At 57.7% G+C, this 16,519-nt stretch carries 15 protein-coding genes; 5 read left to right on the plus strand and 10 right to left on the minus strand.

Features of this window, described 5'->3' with window-relative positions:
- Positions 1-8: 8 nt before the first annotated feature.
- The 4 genes from IV89_RS01060 to IV89_RS01075 form a co-directional block, all read right to left on the minus strand.
- The gene (locus tag IV89_RS01060; protein ID WP_037942164.1) at positions 9-935 is read right to left on the minus strand and encodes an ABC transporter permease; all 927 of its coding nucleotides are present in this window, start codon (positions 933-935) and stop codon (positions 9-11) included.
- A complete protein-coding gene (locus IV89_RS01065) occupies positions 935-2,041 on the minus strand; it encodes an ABC transporter permease (protein WP_037942166.1) in 1,107 nt (368 codons plus the stop codon). The genes IV89_RS01060 and IV89_RS01065 overlap by 1 nt, the downstream gene beginning before the upstream one ends.
- Position 2,042: 1 nt before the next feature.
- The gene (locus tag IV89_RS01070) at positions 2,043-3,164 is read right to left on the minus strand and encodes a BMP family ABC transporter substrate-binding protein (RefSeq protein ID WP_037942167.1); all 1,122 of its coding nucleotides are present in this window, start codon (positions 3,162-3,164) and stop codon (positions 2,043-2,045) included.
- A 158-nt stretch (positions 3,165-3,322) separates the two neighbouring features.
- Positions 3,323-4,225, minus strand: coding sequence for a LysR family transcriptional regulator (locus IV89_RS01075; protein ID WP_037942258.1), 903 nt, complete (start codon positions 4,223-4,225; stop codon positions 3,323-3,325).
- Positions 4,226-4,378: 153 nt separating this feature from the next.
- On the opposite strand from IV89_RS01075, the gene atzF reads away from it, so the two are divergent.
- Entirely contained in the window at positions 4,379-6,169 is a 1,791-nt protein-coding gene (gene atzF / locus IV89_RS01080; RefSeq protein ID WP_037942168.1) for an allophanate hydrolase, read from the plus strand.
- Positions 6,170-6,382: 213 nt separating this feature from the next.
- On the opposite strand, the gene IV89_RS01085 is transcribed toward atzF, so the two are convergent.
- Entirely contained in the window at positions 6,383-7,267 is an 885-nt protein-coding gene (locus IV89_RS01085) for a hypothetical protein (protein ID WP_051843857.1), read from the minus strand.
- Between the two features lie 153 nt (positions 7,268-7,420).
- On the opposite strand from IV89_RS01085, the gene IV89_RS01090 reads away from it, so the two are divergent.
- The 3 genes from IV89_RS01090 to IV89_RS01100 are packed head-to-tail and all read left to right on the plus strand — an operon-like array spanning position 7,421 to position 10,469.
- The gene (locus IV89_RS01090) at positions 7,421-7,963 is read left to right on the plus strand and encodes a hypothetical protein (protein WP_037942169.1); all 543 of its coding nucleotides are present in this window, start codon (positions 7,421-7,423) and stop codon (positions 7,961-7,963) included.
- A 48-nt stretch (positions 7,964-8,011) separates the two neighbouring features.
- Positions 8,012-8,572: a LemA family protein gene (locus IV89_RS01095; protein ID WP_037942170.1), complete on the plus strand. Its 561-nt coding sequence runs from the start codon at positions 8,012-8,014 to the stop codon at positions 8,570-8,572.
- A gap of 4 nt (positions 8,573-8,576) precedes the next feature.
- On the plus strand, positions 8,577-10,469 hold the full coding sequence (locus IV89_RS01100) for a DUF2207 domain-containing protein (protein WP_160171648.1): 1,893 nt from the start codon (positions 8,577-8,579) through the stop codon (positions 10,467-10,469).
- 92 nt (positions 10,470-10,561) lie between these two features.
- Here IV89_RS01100 and IV89_RS01105 read toward each other — a convergent pair whose 3' ends face one another.
- The 3 genes from IV89_RS01105 to IV89_RS01115 all read right to left on the minus strand — a co-directional run bounded on the left by IV89_RS01105 (position 10,562) and on the right by IV89_RS01115 (position 13,580).
- On the minus strand, positions 10,562-11,668 hold the full coding sequence (locus IV89_RS01105; RefSeq protein ID WP_235183709.1) for an acyl-CoA dehydrogenase family protein: 1,107 nt from the start codon (positions 11,666-11,668) through the stop codon (positions 10,562-10,564).
- Between the two features lie 175 nt (positions 11,669-11,843).
- Positions 11,844-12,578, minus strand: a complete 735-nt coding sequence (locus tag IV89_RS01110; protein ID WP_037942173.1) for an SDR family oxidoreductase — start codon at positions 12,576-12,578, stop codon at positions 11,844-11,846.
- A 60-nt stretch (positions 12,579-12,638) separates the two neighbouring features.
- Positions 12,639-13,580 (minus strand): phosphotransferase family protein, encoded by a 942-nt coding sequence (locus IV89_RS01115; protein ID WP_200875463.1) that lies wholly within the window; start codon positions 13,578-13,580, stop codon positions 12,639-12,641.
- 127 nt (positions 13,581-13,707) lie between these two features.
- Here IV89_RS01115 and IV89_RS01120 point away from each other — a divergent pair, with 127 nt between their 5' ends.
- Positions 13,708-14,346, plus strand: a complete 639-nt coding sequence (locus IV89_RS01120; RefSeq protein WP_037942176.1) for a TetR/AcrR family transcriptional regulator — start codon at positions 13,708-13,710, stop codon at positions 14,344-14,346.
- Positions 14,347-14,528: 182 nt separating this feature from the next.
- Here IV89_RS01120 and IV89_RS01125 read toward each other — a convergent pair whose 3' ends face one another.
- Positions 14,529-15,557, minus strand: a complete 1,029-nt coding sequence (locus IV89_RS01125) for a phosphotransferase family protein (protein WP_037942260.1) — start codon at positions 15,555-15,557, stop codon at positions 14,529-14,531.
- Between the two features lie 156 nt (positions 15,558-15,713).
- The gene (locus tag IV89_RS01130; RefSeq protein ID WP_081858748.1) at positions 15,714-16,484 is read right to left on the minus strand and encodes an SDR family NAD(P)-dependent oxidoreductase; all 771 of its coding nucleotides are present in this window, start codon (positions 16,482-16,484) and stop codon (positions 15,714-15,716) included.
- Between the last annotated feature and the right edge of the window lie 35 nt (positions 16,485-16,519).

Here is a 16,519-nt window from a genome sequence, read left to right on the forward strand (position 1 = left end):
CTCTATCCTTATTTCGTCAGTGTCAGCGCAAGCGGTGCGCCTTGTACCGCGCGATCCGGCGCGCTGGTGAGGATCAAAAGGCCCAGTGTCAGGGCGTAGGGTGCAGCACCAAAAAGGTAGTAGCCTTCGGTGATGCCCACCGATTGCAAGGCCGGGCCAAGTGCGCCCGCCCCGCCAAAGAGCAATGCCGCCCAAAAGCAGTTGATCGGGTTCCAACGGGCAAAGATCACCAGCGCAATGGCCATCAGGCCTTGGCCCGAGGAAATGCCTTCCGTCCAGCTGCCGGGATAATAAAGCGACAGATAGGCACCGCCGACGCCTGCCAACGCCCCGCCTGCGCCGGTTGCCAGCAGCCGGATGCGATCAGGACTTAACCCCATAGCACGCGCCGCGTCGGTACTGTCCCCGACCACGCGCAAGCGCAGCCCCATGCGGGTGGTACGCAGCATCCATGCAATGGCAAGCGCCAGCAGCCCGCCGACAATGAACAACACATTTACCTCGAGTGCCGCCCGAAGCTGCGGGATATCCGACCACCAGCCCAAGCTGATCGCAGGCAGATCAGGTGCCTGCGGCTGGATGTAAGGTTTGCCGAAAAAGAAGGCGAGCCCCATGCCAAGCAGCATCATGGCGATGCCCACAGCAATGTCGTTCACCCCTTTGAACTTGCAGATCCACCCGTGCAGTAACCCAAAGCAGGCCCCCGCCGCAGCCGCCGCCAAAACGCCGACAAACGCACTGTTGGTCTCGTAAGCAACGGCGTAGCCGCTCATTGCACCAAAGACCAATGTCCCTTCCAAGCCAAGGTTGAACCGGCCGGAACGTTCGGTCAGCAGCTCCCCCAGCGAAACAAATATGAACGGTGTCGAGACGCGGATGGCCCCGCCCAGTATTGCGATGAGAACGCCCCAAAGGCCGACATCTACCTGTTCCATCAGCGTTTCTCCCAATATGCAGCGGTAAAGATTGGCACCCGCCCGTACAGCGCCTCACTCAGCAAGATCACCAGGAACACGATGCCTTCAAAGACAAGGATCGTCGCATCGGGCAGCTCCATACGCCGCTGGATCAACCCGCTAGAGGCTTCGAACCCGCCGAACAGAACCGCAACCGGCAGGATCGCCAACGGGTTATGCCGCGCGAGAAAGGCGATCAGGATGCCGGTATAGCCATAGCCCGCGATCAGCGAAGCGTTTGCAGAGCCGTGCACCGCCGCCACTTCGAAATAACCCGCCAGCCCTGCAAAGGCACCGCCAAGTGCGGTAAAACCGATAACCAGACGCCCGACGGGTAACCCTTGCACCTGCGCGGCACGCACATTGTCACCCGCAATACGCGCGGCAAACCCCAGCGTCGTGCGTTCAATCAAGACCCATGCAAAGAGGCAGGCAAGCACGCCCGCAAGAATGCCCCAATGCGACGGCAAAAACGGCATATCCCCGACGCGCAAACTCTCTGTCAGTGGCACGGTGGAGGGTTTGTTGAGCGACGCCGGATCGCGGAACGGACCCTCGACAAAGTGGTTCAACAGCGCAATCGCGATATAGGCCATCAGCAGGGAAGCGATTGTTTCGTTCACGCCCCGTTTGATCCGCAGCGCGCCCACGGCACCGATCCAGACACCGCCGAAGATCATCGCGGCAATCGCCATTGTGACCATGCCGAAAGCGGCGGGCATCCCGGCAACGGCGGTGCCTGCAACGGCGGCGGCAAGCCCGCCCAGGACGATCGCACCTTCGCCGCCGATAACAACAAGCCCCAGTCGTGCGGGAAGTGCGACGCACAATGCCGCCAGCACCAGAGGTGCCACGCGCGACAGCGTGTTCTGCCACGAGAAAGCAGACGAGAATCCCGCCTTCCAGACCAGCTGGTAAAACGCGACCGGGGATTTCCCGACCAACAGCAAAAAGACACTAAATAACGCGAAACCGGCCAGCAAAGCACAGATCGGGATCACCACAGCCTCGGCCCGCGGCGCGATCCCGATAAAGGGCCGCGCCGCAGTGGCCGCGGGCTTTTCAGCTTGAGCAACCAAAGTCATCTTAGCTTGTGGACCCGATCACGCCTTCGACAAGGTAGTCCATGCTCTCGATCGCGACATCGGTTTCGACAAAGGATTCCCCTTCGGCGGCGATCACATTGCCTTTGTTGTCCTTCAGCGGCCCTTTGATCGCGGCAAAGCCGCCTGCCTCGATCTCTGCTTTCGTGGCTTCAAACTGTGCACGCGCCGCATCGCTGACCGCGGGGCCAAGGGGGCTCATCTTGATGAAGCCGTCCGCCAGCCCGCCGCGCACGAAGTTCGGGATCGGTTCCCCTGCCAAGGTCTTGGCCACCATGTCGGTATAAACATTGGCCCAGTTCCATTCCGCCCCTGTCAGGTATTTGTCCCCTGCAATCGGTGTCTGGTCGGCGTGGTAACCGCAAACAAAAATGTCGCGCGAGACTGCGGTTTCACAGATCACCTTCGGCCCATCGACGTGGCAGGTGACTACATCACACCCTTGGTCTGCTAAGGCATTGGTCGCTTCGGCTTCTTTTACGGCAAGCGACCATTCACCGGTAAAGATCACCTGACAGACGATCGTGGGATCAACCGAACGCGCACCCAATAGGAAGGAGTTGATATTGTTGAGCACCTGAGGGATCGGCTTGGCCGCGACAAACCCGATCTTTTTGGTCTTGGTCGCATGACCTGCGGCAACGCCGTTCAGATACTGCCCCATGCCGATATAGCCAAAGTAGGAACCGGCGTTCGACGGGTCATTTTTGGACCACAGGCCGCCGCAATGTTGAAAGCGCACGTCAGGATGTTTCGGCGCTGTCTCAAGCACATGGGGTTTGTAATAACCGAAGGACGTGGGGAAGATCAGCTTGGCCCCGTCAAAATTGATCATCGATTCCATGGAATTCTGCACGTCCTGGCTTTCCGGGACGTTCTCTTCTTCCAGCACGACCACGCCAGACATCGCCTTGACCGCCGCTGCCCCTTCGGCATGCGCCTGGTTATAGCCGAAATCATCTTTCGGACCGACGTAGATGAACCCCACAGTCAAAGGATCAGCCGCCATCGCGGGACGGGCCAGACCACCGATTGCGGCAGTGCCCAGCAAAGCGGCGGAAGTACCAAGGAAACCACGGCGGTTCAGGAACGGTGCATGTGTCATTCAAATCTCCAATGATGATGCGCCGCCCTGGGAGGAGAGAGCGCATATGATGTGATTCAATGACTACAAAATCTTAGCGGTGATTACGTCTGCTCATTATTCCACAAAGCGGTGCAAAAAATGCATCGCTCGGTGTGTGGTCGCCCCAGAGTCGCCTGCTAGACGTCGGAAAACTGTTCCAATGCGGTGGAAAGTGCCAAGCCGAAACGGGCGGACGCCACGGGCAAGGTCCGACCGCGTAACTGACACAGTACCAGACTACCCGCCGCGACGTCACGTAACGATAGCGGGCGCGAAGTCAGTTCGGCGCAATGCTCCATATCCAGACCGATGGGGATCTGGAATGCGATGGCATCCTCATGCAGCACATAGTGGCGCATGAACTCGAAACTGTCGGATGTGGCAATGGGGCGTAGCGGGCGCGACCCCCGCGCCGCAGCATCATCCAGCATGGCCCGGACCCCATACCGGCGGGACGGGATGACATGCGGCTGGTCCAGACAATCACGCAACCGCACGTCGGGCTTTGACGCCAAAGGGTGATCATGGCGCATAATCGCATGGATGACCTGAGGGATACGCATCAGCACATCGAGGTCTACCATATGGACAGGCTCGAATACCAAGGCCAGATCGCTTCTGAACTCGGCCAGATCGCGCTCTGCGTCTTCGCGATCACGCACTTGCACAGAAAAAGAAACCCCGGGATGGTCACGCCGGTAAGCTGCGGTGTGCGCAGGCATAAAATACGGGATCAGCGCCTGAGAGCAGGCCACCGTCACATGGCCCCGTCGTTCGCCGGACAGATCAGCCACTTGGCTTCTCACCCGCCGCAAGTCGGACTCCTGCATCAGGAAATGCTGCATCAGCAACTCACCGGCTGGGTTCAAGCGCACACCACGCGGCAGGCGTTCAAAAATTTCGACGCCAAACTCTTCTTCGAACCGCTGGATCCGACGGTTCAGGGCAGAGGCCGTGATGTTCATATCGTCCGCCGCTTTCCGGATTGAGCCCGCGCGCGACACTGCCTCGATGAAGCGGAAAGTTTGCAGATGTTTCATAGAAAAGACCTTCCAACCCATGATGGTGCATTTTTTGCACCGCTTTTGTGAATTCTTAGCATTTGAATTCCGCAGCGCAACAGAGGACGACTGAGACACGTCAGCGGTACGGCCCGCAACGATGACCCCAGTGCAACTACAAAAGAGCCTCCTATGACCGATATTGCGATGACCATCCCAGACCTTCACGCGGCCTATGCGCGCGGTGTGTCGCCTGAACAAATCATCGCCCAAGTCTATACCCGACTGCGTGAAGTGGACGACCCATGCATCTTTCTATCCATGGCAAGCGAGGCTGACGCCCAAGCGGCGGCGGCGGCTCTTGGCCCATACGACCCTGCCAAACCGCTGTGGGGGGTCCCTTTTGCGGTGAAAGACAACATCGATGTCGCGGGGTACGAGACAACCGCCGCATGCCCTGCCTATGCCTATACCCCCACGCAAGACGCCTTCGTCGTCGCCAAACTGCGCGAGGCGGGGGCAATTTTCATCGGGAAAACCAACCTTGACCAATTTGCGACAGGGCTTGTGGGCGTCCGCACCCCTTATGGCGCGCCGCGCAATTCTATCGATCCTGAAATTGTGCCCGGTGGGTCCTCAGGCGGCTCGGGCGTGGCGGTAGGCCATGGTATTGTCGCCTTCTCGCTTGGCACCGATACCGCAGGGTCCGGGCGGGTGCCAGCAGCGCTGAACAATATTATAGGCCTGAAACCAACCCTCGGTGCCTTATCTGCAACTGGTGTCGTGCCCGCGTGCCGGTCGGTCGAGACGGTCTCGATCTTCGCACTTACCGTCGCCGACGCCTATACGGCTTTCACTGTCGCCTGCGCCTATGATGCCGCCGATGCCTATGCACGACACATCTCGGCCCCTCCCCTCGCTGCGCCAAAATCCGCCCCTGTGATCGGCATTCCGAGCCGTGACAGCATCCGCTTTTCGGGTGACGCCGTCCAAGAGGCTTCGTTCAACGCAGCGGTGGACCTGCTACGCGGCCAAGGGGCCGAGATACGCGAGATTGATTTCACGCCGCTCTATGATGTGGCTGATATGCTTTATGAAGGGGCGTGGGTCGCGGAGCGTTATACGGTCATTGAAGATCTTTTGCATACAGACCCAGAGGCGATCCTGCCTGTCACGCGCCAGGTCATTTGCAAGGCCGAAGCGCTTTCTGCCGCAGATGCGTTTCGCGGCATGTACCGTCTGAAAGAGCTGTCGCGCATTGCTGAAACCGCGTTGGAGGGCTTGGATATGCTCTGCGTGCCAACCATCCCGACCTTCCACACTGTCGCCGAGCTAGAAGCTGACCCCATCGGACCGAACTCGAACTTCGGCACCTATACGAACTTCGTCAACCTGCTGGATATGTGCGGTATCGCCGTGCCCGTGCCGGCGCGCAGTGATGGCCGTCCGGGCAGCGTCACATTGCTGGCAGCCGCGGGCAAAGATGCAGATATCGCCGCCTCAGGTCTTGCACTGGAGGCCGCAGGGAAGCGGAACCTGGGCGCAACGGGTTGGCCATTCAACGGCACGCCCACGCTTGAAGCTGCGGCGACCGACGGTCTGATCCTCGCGGTGTGCGGTGCCCATATGGACGGGCTGCCGTTGAACCATCAATTGACCCAGCGGGGCGCGACCTATCACGGCGCAGCGACGACGACCGACAGCTATCGTTTCTACGCGCTCGCCGGCGACCCTCCTGCAAGGCCGGGCTTGGTGAAAGGCACCCCCGGATCAGGTGCTTCCATTGCGGTAGAACTGTGGTCCCTTCCCTTTGAAAAGGTCGGCGGCTTTCTGGAAGCCATTCCCGCCCCTCTTGGTATCGGCACTGTCGATCTGTCCGACGGGCGGCAGGTAAAAGGGTTCATTTGTGAGGCCGAAGCCGTCGGAGATGGTACAGACATCACTCAGCTTGGGGACTGGCGAAATTATCTGGCGCAGCTGTGAGGTACGTAGCGCCCCATCTCTAAGGTGGCTTCGTATCTTCGGTTTCCCCGCTGTTCGGAATCGAAGAGGGTTCATCTCTGGTAGTCGCAGTTGCTCCCCATAACCTAACAACTTGGCAGAAGGCTTGAACTTTCCTTGCATATAAACACGCCACCAGCTCTCATACTTCTGGCTCAATGCAGCTAAGTGTCATCGAGCGATTTAAAGTTGCCCCTATGCGGTTGCGCTGACGCACCGATTAAACGCGCTCGATAACGCAGCCAGTTTTTCGGCCTGCCACAAAAGATAAGCGTCGCGCAGTGTCGTTGACAGCCAGCACGCCCCGCGTCGCCTTTCGTTTTCCCAGCCGATACCGCCGACCTGCTGTGCCTTTATCAGTATGCGCGAAATATGAGCGTCGGATACGTGGTAGCGTGCGGCCAAACCCGCTGTCGACACGGTGCCGAGCCAGAACCGGCCATCCCCATCCGGCTCGTTGGATTGGGTGGACAGCACCATTTCATGCAAGATGCTGCTGCCGGAGACGCTATTGGTAAAGCAGTTGACCATTGCCGGCGGATTGTACCACGCAGGATTCAAACAAATTTTTCGGGCGAAAGCGGGTTGAAGCTTATGTAAAAGCGTCGGGTTCCGGTTAAAGAGTGCACTACGCCCGCCCCCATCAACCATATCGAGCGCGCGAAGGTGGATGTCGATGTAGACAAACATAAGCTTTTCGCTTTTTGCGGAGACTTCAGTCGCATGCTGACGCAAAGTCCCGGTTTTTGGCGGTTCTGTCAGCTTAATTCGCAAAAGTTCTCGCAAGAAGGACTGCACAGTATTGCGACTGGCGATTCCTGTGCCAGCCAGTTCGGTCAGAAGCTTTTTCGGCGTTAAGGGCGGCGCGGCCGGGTCAATCTTGCGTTCGAAATGCAAGGCAATCGCCATATGGATCAAGATCCAGTGCCGTATATCGGCGAGGTAATGCACAACCTCTGGAGCAACGGCGTGGACCTTCAACAGATCGCTTGCCTCTCCCTTCAGCGCCTCCCAGAACATCGGGCGCGCAATAAGCTGTGCTGCGTCATAAGAAGGTGCGGTATCGGCAGTCTGGATCATGATCTATCTAGTTTCGCTTTTCAGAGGGGCGCACAACAGCATCGACCGCGCCGCTCTCAACTCATATCTGGGCTAAAAATTTTTGCCCATTGTGGACAAACGAACAACTTATAAACATCTCGTCTGAAAACATTTTCTTCAGAAGGTGCTCCCATGCATATCCGAAAAGCGTTCCGCCCACTGCTTTGCGCAGGGTTATGCGCGGTGCTGCCGTACACCCAGGCACAAGCTAAGGAACCCGCGCTACACCTGACCGCCGCATCAACGTATTACGACAATAGATCAACAGCGCTTGATCTCGTCCAGTCTTACTACAACGCAATCGGCACGGGGCAGCTGGCACGCGCTTTCAGTTACACCCTTAAAGGCACTCCCGAAAAAGATGCGAACCAGCTTGCCGCTGATTACAATGCGTTTCGCAACAAATTTCAGGATATCCGCAGCATTAAGCTGCGCTTCGAACTGGGATTCACCAGCGCTGGTGTCGGTACAGAGGTCTCGGCGGTGCCCGTCGTTGTAGAGATGGAAACCAATGAGGGTTCGACCATCGTCAGATCGAGTTGTCACTACGTCGTCCGGCTTGCCCCCGACACCCAAGACTATGCCCCTTTCGACCCGATCAGAATTGACGCCAGTTTCGACGAGCCCGTGGAAGGGGATTTTGACGCGACTGCCCTGCCCGATTGCCGGTTCTGATCCACTGGCCCCAACCCTGAATGCTCCACTTGGAATAGGAACCACCCTTTGAATACGCTTCTGATTATTATTACCGTAGTTGCGATTGCTGGTGTCTTGCTCATTTCTTTGTACAACGCGCTTGTGCGCGCCCGTCAGCGCGTTCGAGAGGGGTGGTCCGGTATCGATGTCCAGTTGAAACGACGCGCAGATCTGATCCCCAACCTGATCGAAACCGTAAAAGGATACGCCGCGCACGAACGCGCCACCTTTGACGAGATCGTTGCAGCCCGTAATTCGGCGGCCATCCTGAACCCTTCTGATGTGCAAAAACGTGCACGCGCCGAAAACGTGGTGGGGCAGGCCATCGGAAAGCTGTTTGCCTTGGCCGAAGCCTATCCGGACTTAAAGGCAAGCAATAACTTCCGCGATCTGGCAGCTAACCTTGATACTGTCGAGAGTGAGATCCAAATGGCCCGACGCTACTACAATGGCGCGGCGCGAGATCTGAATATCAAGGTCGAAAGCTTCCCCTCCAATCTGGTCGCCAAAAGCTTCGGCTTCGAACAAAGTGCTTTCTTCGAGATCGAAGAGCCCGCGGATCGCAGACTCCCAACGGTTGGATATTGACGCTGTGACCAAACACATCGCGCGCGTCCTTGCCGCTGTATTACTTTCTATCTGGGCCTACGGGGCGCAAGCTGGCGACGTGATCCGATCTTTCAACGCCGATATCCTCGTGCGGGAGGATGGTGTGCTTGATGTGACCGAGACGATCAAAGTGAATGCCGATGGAACAGATATCCAGCACGGGATTTATCGCGACTTCCCGCAATATGTCACTACGCCGGACGGCACGCGATACAAGGTAAGCTTCGAGATCCTTTCGGTCACACGCAGCGGGGAGGATGAACCATGGGAGGCAACTGACACCGATCTGGGCACCAAGATTCGCACCGGTGATCAGTTTCAGCTCGTTTCGACCGGCAACCACATCTACCAGATCCGCTATTTGACCGACCGACAGATTATCTTCGGAGACGCGAGCGACAGATTGCGCTGGAACGTCACTGGCGACGAGTGGAGTTTCCCGATCCTGAGTGCATCTGCGCATGTCATCCTGTCGAGCGGCGCACAGCCTTTTGAACCGATAGCCTTTACCGGTTCCCGCGGCAGCAAGTTGGCCGATGCGGTCGCGACAGTATCCGGGCGCCGTGCCACGTTTGAAACCACCCACGCTCTTGATCCATTCGAAGGGCTGACGATCATGGTACAGTTCCCCAAGGGCGCTGTTGCACCTCCAACCACCGCGCAACTGTCAGACTGGTGGTGGCGGGACAATCTGGGATGGGTCGTCTTGATCTACGGCTTTGCGGCCGTTTTTGCTTATATGATGTTTACGTGGCTTTGGTTCGGGCGCGATCCCAAGGCAGGGACAATCGTCCCTCGGTGGGATCTTCCAATGGGGATTTCGCCAGCATTGATGAGCTATATCGTTGATGGAACCTTGCGGGATGAAGGGAAAACGGCGCTTACTGCCACGGTTCTGGATCTCGCTGTGAAGGGCTACGTTGTTCTGGACGGCCTTGATCATCTGGTCACCATCAGGCGGACCGACTTGCCCATATCAGACGGGCTGCCTGCCGGTCATATAGCTATCCTGGACATGCTTCATGCGCATGAAGGTGAGATGTCCCTGGCCTCACTACACGAAGATGATATCGAAGCAGTTTTGCTCAACTTCGAAATTGGCGTCGAGGCTGAAAACGACGGGCGCTTTTACCGTCAGAACAAAATTCTGTTCCATCTGGGCATCATCATATCGGGTGCCGCTGCCTTCGCCTGGCTCGTGGCTATTGATCTAAATGAGACGGCCATGAAGCTCGTATTCTTTTCCAGTCTCGCGCCCCTATTCCTTAATGCAGGCATCTGGAAGCTGCTGAAATCACGCAGGAATCCGTACTCTTGGATGAAGCGGCTCCTGAATTTTTTGGGATTGGCCATCCTTGCGGGCATGTGGGTCTTCGGGGCGCTATTGTTTTGCGCCATGCTCTACGAAGACACAGGAATGAATATCGCGTTTCAGGCTTTGTTGGTCGTCTGGGGTGGCGTGACGTTCAACCAGATCTTCCTTGTGCTGATCGGATCAACCACACGTGCAGGGGCAAAGATAAGGGATCACATCACGGGGCTGCACCTCTATCTCACGGTAGGAGAGATGGACCGCATGAACATCCGCGACGCACCGGAATTATCGCCAGCGCATTTCGAAACCCTACTGCCAAGCGCGATCGCTCTCGGTATCGAAAAGCCTTGGCGCGAGGCGTTCAGAGCTCATTTAATATCAGGCCAGTCACTCACAGGACCCAGTTATGCACCAAGCTGGTTTGTAGGCGATGATGACGACGCAATCAGCGGACTATCACGTTTCGCAGAAGCTGTTGCTGCATCGCTCCATAGCGGTGCAGACGATAGCAACAGTTCTGCCGGATCGGGCGGCGGCGGAGGTGGTGGTGGAGGTTGGTAGTCCCTGCGAAATCCCTTAGGGTCAGGGCCTTGCAGGACCGACGCCCTGCGCGGACGGGCAGAGCTGCAATACCATACTCACAATCGTAGCAGTCAAGTTTCAGAGATGTTATTCCAACCGGCACCGGGTTTTGCGTATTGAGCGATCTTGAACTTGCCGAGCTGGGATGCGTGCACTTCGTCGGGACCATCTGCAAGGCGGATAAATCGTTGTGTGGCGAGGATTTCTGCCAAGGGCACGTCATCGCTCACACCCATGCCGCCGAAGATCTGAATCGCGCGATCCGCCACGGTTTGTGCCATTTGCGGGGCCACGACTTTGATCGCGCCGATCAAATCCTTGGCGTTCCTGGCCCCGTGACGGTCAATCGCATCCGCTGCTTTCAACGTGAGCAGGCGCGCCTGTTCGATGTCGCAATAGCTCTTTGCGATTTCCATCCGGATGCTGGAACGATCCGCAAGCATCCGGCCAAAGGTCTTGCGCTCTGTCACGCGCTGACACATCAGTTCCAAGGCACGCTGCGCCGATCCGATGGAGGGCATGCAGTGATGAATGCGGCCAGGCCCAAGGCGGCCCTGTGCGATTTCAAAGCCCCGCCCCTCGCCAAGAATGATGTTCTCTTTGGGGATGCGCACATCCTTCAGATGCACTTCGCAATGCCCGCCGGGCGAATGGACATCGCCGAATACTGTCTGGGCGCGGATCACCTTAACACCCGGCGCGTCACGCGGAATGATAACGGTTGATTGCTGCGTGTGGCGCGGGTTTTCCGGATTGGTCTGGCCCATCATCAGCAGGACCTTGCAGCGCGGGTCCATGACGCCTGAAATCCACCATTTCTTGCCGTTGATGACATAGTCGTTGCCGTCACTGCGGATTTCAGTGCGGACATTCGTCGCATTAGAGCAGGCATGATCGGGTTCGGTCATCAGATATGCAGACCGAATTTCCCCCGCGAGCAACGGCAGCAGCCATTCCTTTTTCTGGGCGGCGGTGCCGAACTTGGCAAAGACTTCCATATTGCCGGTGTCAGGCGCGGAGCAGTTGAAGACTTCGGCAGACCACATATTTCGGCCCATGATCTCTGCCAGCGGCGCATACTCCAGGTTTGTCAGGCCGGGGCTGTATTCGCCATATTCCTTGGGCAGGAACAGGTTCCATAGGCCAGCCGCGTTGGCCTTTTCCTTAAGAGGTTCCAAGCCGGGCCAAGGCTTCCTGCGATTGGCCGGATCGGCGTTTCATGCATGGACCTCGCGATCCACAGGAAGGATATTGGCGTCGACAAAGGCTTGCAGCTTGTCGATCAGGTTTTGTGTTTTTTCGGTGTAATCAAAGAACATGATTTGGGTGTCCTAAATTGTTATGGGCTGCGCGTTACAGCGTGAGACCGCCATCAGCGATGAGAGTGTGGCCCTGCACATAGGACGCGAGCGGCGAGGCAAGGAACATGGCGGCACCGGCCATTTCTTCCGGCGTGCCCAAGCGGCGCACCGGGATTGCGCGCAAAGATGCCTCCGCGCGATCCTTGTTCTGTGTGGTGACGGCAGTCAGCTTGGTTGGTACCAGTCCGGGGGCCAGTCCGTTCACCCTGATCCCGTCACGCGCCCAGGACTGGCCGAGCGTTTTGGTAAGGCTGATTGCCGCAGCCTTGGAGGCGGCATAGGCGGGGTTGCCGATATTCGCCTGCAAGCCAGAGACCGAACTGACAATCACGATGGAGCCTTTGGCCGCGCTGAGCATTTGCTTGAACTTGGTCGCCGTATGCATGACCGAGTTGATGTTGATATCCATCACCTCGTCCCAGCCCTTCTTGGCATATTCCGCCTGCTTGTACCGGACAAAGCCCTGAGACTGGACGAGCACATCCAGACTGTCGAAGGGCGGCGCATAAGCGTTAAACTCGTCGAAGTCCGCCACATTGACCTGCGCGTAATGCAGCCCTTCCAGATCAGAGCCTTCTTGGCCCGCGTAATCCGCTGCCGAGGCGCGTGTGCCCCAGACATGCACCTCTGCCCCGCGCGCGCGAAAGCCGCGGGCAATGCCATTCCCGATCCCGCTAGAACCGCCGACGACCAGCACCCGCTTTCCCGAAAAGTCCAAATCATTCATAACAGTTTCCTTCTCAGTTCTTCGTGATCAATCGGTGGGCGCGATTGAACAATGAAATCGTCATCGCATGCAGGTGATCGCCGGTTTCCTTTGGTGCCTTGCCGCACTGGCGCGTGCATGGGTCCCCTCCAGGAGTGTCCCCAGCTTGAAACAGGCGAGCACCCCATACCAGGCGACCGCATCCAGACTGCGTGTCGAATGCCTGTCGTAATGTGCGATGAGTTCATTGAGGCTCGGGAATCCATCCCAGGGTTCGATATCGCCCACCACGGGCGTATGTTCATCAGCCCAAGTGGCCATGACCCAGCCAAGGTCGATCAAGGGATCGCCAATCTTGGCCAGCTCCCAATCGACAAAGGCGACGAGCTCGGGACTGTCAGGGGCAAACATCGTGTTTGCCAAATGGCAGTCACCATGAAAAATTCCGCTCGTAAAATCTTGCGGGAGATTATCCTCAAGCCAAGAGACAATCCTTTCGACATCGGGCAGTTCTTGGAAGCCAGTCCATTCGTCGAAAGCGGCGTAGCCTTCCAGCTGGCTCATCCACCGGCCTGTCTGCCGTTGCAGAAACCCGTCGGGCTTGCCAAATCCTTCCAAGCCTACCGCCTTGTAGTCAACCGCCCCGAGTGCGGCCATCCCTTCGATATAGGAATACCCCATGCGCGCGCGGATCGCCGGGTCGCTGGCGTGAAGCTGCGGCAATCCGTTTGCAGGATTAAAGCCCTCAACCGGAGCCATAAGATAAAAGCAGGCACCAAGCACGGCTTCATCGTCACAACCTGCGATGAACCTGGGGTGCGGCACGTCAGTCGCGCTGAGCGCCTCCAGAATACGCGCCTCGCGCTTCATCGTCTCATTGGAATTCTTGCGCAGATGCAGCGGCGGCCTGCGCAGCACGAACTCTCTGCCGCCCCGGTCAAAGCGCAGCAAGATGTTCTGCGTCCCGCCTGCAAGAAGCTGCAGATTGCTCAGCGGGCCGCGTTCCAACCCGATATCGTCCATCCACGCTGTGAGCGCTTGCAGGTCGACCGGGATCGTTTCCGTGTTTGCTTGATTCATCATAATTCATTTGTATTAATCATTTGAATTATTGCAACCCATAATTTTCTGTGCTCTAGAGGATCGTGATATGACCAGACTGTCTTCAAAGGTGCCCAGCCCATCGGTTGAACGGCTCAAGGGCGAGGCACAGCGCCTCTTTGCCAATCGGGGCATTGATGGCGTTACAGTGCGTGACATCGCCAAAGCTGCTGGCCAAAAGAACCCCGCCGCTGTGGGGTATCACTTCGGCTCGAAAGAGGCGCTGATCCGCGAGCTTATCGTGGACGGTGCCAAGATCATCGACGCACGCCGAAACGCCCAGCTTGATGCTCTGGAAGCTGACGGCGGCCCCACGCGGATTTCGCAGATCGTGGATATTCTTATCTATCCTTCTGTCAATTTAGCAGCAGATGGTGAAACGGACACATACAACCGCTTTCTCCACATGCTCACCATGTCCCACAGGGCCCTCTTCGATGACGCCCTAGAGGGCCGCTGGAACTCAGGCTATCAGCGTTGCCTGGAACATCTGCGTATGCTGATGCCGTCGCAAAGCCGGACCATACAAAATCAACGATTTATATTTCTGGAATCCTATTTGGGCGGAGTGCTCAGCGCGCGTGAGACAAGGCTGGGTGACACGAGCCGCGCCCACGCCACTTGGAGCGACGCATCAACGCTGGCGCATTTCGCAGCCACAGTCACATGGATGCTTGAGATGGAGTGATCCTTGCAAGCAATGTAGATAGCATAACACGGGTTTTCCGACCCGAGTGCGTTGATACGTGTCAAAGATGTCAAAGCGCACGAAGTCCCCGCCACCGAAAGCGCCGCAGTCAAATTGCGGTCAGGTTCGAGATGTCTCGTTAAGATTGGGGGCTAGCCATCAGCCCCCTAATGGAGTTCTCGTCAGCCGCGCTCGATCACTTCCAAACCACGTCTCGCGAAACATCTGGCAAGATGTACGGGGTCCGCACCGTCCGCGCCCGCCGCATTGCCCGCACGCACGCGGTCGGCGATGCCCACCCAGATGACCGAAAACCGGAACAACGCGAAAGCCTTGTGAAACGAGGTCAGCGGTGGCAGGTCGGGGCAGTGTGACATGTAGCGCTCCACGAATGCCTCTTCGGTCGGCAGGTTTTCTGCCGCGAGGTCCAGCCCAAGGAGTCCGCCGTATTCTTCGGGTGCCGTGTGCCAGGCCATGCAGCAATAGCCGAGATCGGCAAGCGGATGCCCCAGCGTAGAAAGCTCCCAATCCAGAATGGCGGCCACACGCGGTTCGGTCGGATGAAAAATGACGTTCCCCATCCGGTAGTCCCCGTGGGCGAGGCTCACCCGTCCGTCATCCTGCGGTTGATGTTCGACAAGCCAGGCCGACAATTCATCCAGCTCCGGGATCGGGTCGCTCTGGCTTTCTTCCCACTGTCGTGACCAGCGCGCGATTTGCCGGGCAAAGTAATTTCCAGGTTTGCCAAAATCCTCCAGCCCTACCGCTTCGGGGCGGACGTTGTGCATGGCGGCCATCGCGTCGGCCAAACCCATCCACAAGGCATGGCGCTCGTCTTGGTCTGCCGCCGCCAAGGCACCATCCGCAAAAACCCGCCCTTCGATCCGCTCCATCAGATAAAACGGGGTGCCCAAAAGATCAGGGTCCGCATGATACAGGATCGGACGCGCCACCGGGACGCCTTGGGGGTGCAGCGCCTCGAGCACGCGGTACTCGCGATCAATGGCATGGGCCCCGCGCAAAATCGGGCCGCCCGGTTGTTTGCGCAAGACCAGCCGTACGTCCCCGCGGGTGACAAAATACGTCGGGTTCGATTGCCCGCCCGCAATCCGCTCGATCGTGACCGGAGCCTTGCCTCCGAAAGTTTCAGCAAGGAAATCGGCAAGCGCTTCCGGCTCGAAATCCATTGCACCCTTTGTTACCGTATCCATACGCGCCCCCATATCCCAAAATCCCGTCGTTCTGTCTTTATGCTACCGGCAATGCGGTCGAATTGGCCGATCCACAGATATGCCATTACGGCACCGGTTTGGGCTTTTGATGTAGATCGAATTCTATTCGTTGTTCTTTACGCCCATGACGCCAGCTCAGAACACCATATACCCGCCGTCTATGATGAAATCCTGACCGGTATGCCATGCGCTGGCATCGCTCATGATATAGGCCGCAATCGCGCTGAAGTCCGATCCCTGCCCCAGACGCCTTGCAGGAATTCTGGGCAGCACCTTGTCGACGAACGCCTGCGAGGCAAAGCTTTCGTCCGTCAGCGGTGTTTCGACAAACCCCGGCAGAATGCTGTGGGCGGTCACACCGTATCGGGCATATTCCACCGCCAGCGATCGGATCATCGAGATCAATGCGCCCTTGGCAGCCGCATAATGCTGATTGCGGGGCATGCCGTTCAAGGCACCGATACTGGAGGTGCCGACCAAACGTCCGAACCTGTCCCCGCCTTCGGCCCGCTCCCGCATATGAGCTGCCGCGGCGCGGAGGACATAATAGGCACCATTAAGGTTGATATCGATCATTTGCTGCCAATGCGCATCCTCGGATTGGTCAAAGCCCGAACTGGGCGTGGAAAATCCGGCATTGGCAAAGCAGCCATCGACGCGACCATGGTGTTTCAGAGTGGCGGCGAATGTGTCATTCACGGCCTCTGAACTGGTCACATCGCAGATGTATGCGCTGATCTTTGTGCCATGGGTCGACAGCGTTTCAACCGCTTGAGCGTTCTTGTCAGCACTTCTGCCCCAAATGGCAATATCGCAGCCGCATTTGGCAAGCCCCTCGGCCATGCCCAGTCCAATTCCGCTGTTGCCGCCGGTGATCAACGCGACTTTTCCTGTCAGATCAAACATGTGCAGCCTCCATGCGGCAAGAGTTTCCCGCCGCG

The organism is Sulfitobacter sp. CB2047 (assembly GCF_000735125.2).
Lineage (GTDB): Bacteria > Pseudomonadota > Alphaproteobacteria > Rhodobacterales > Rhodobacteraceae > Sulfitobacter > Sulfitobacter pontiacus.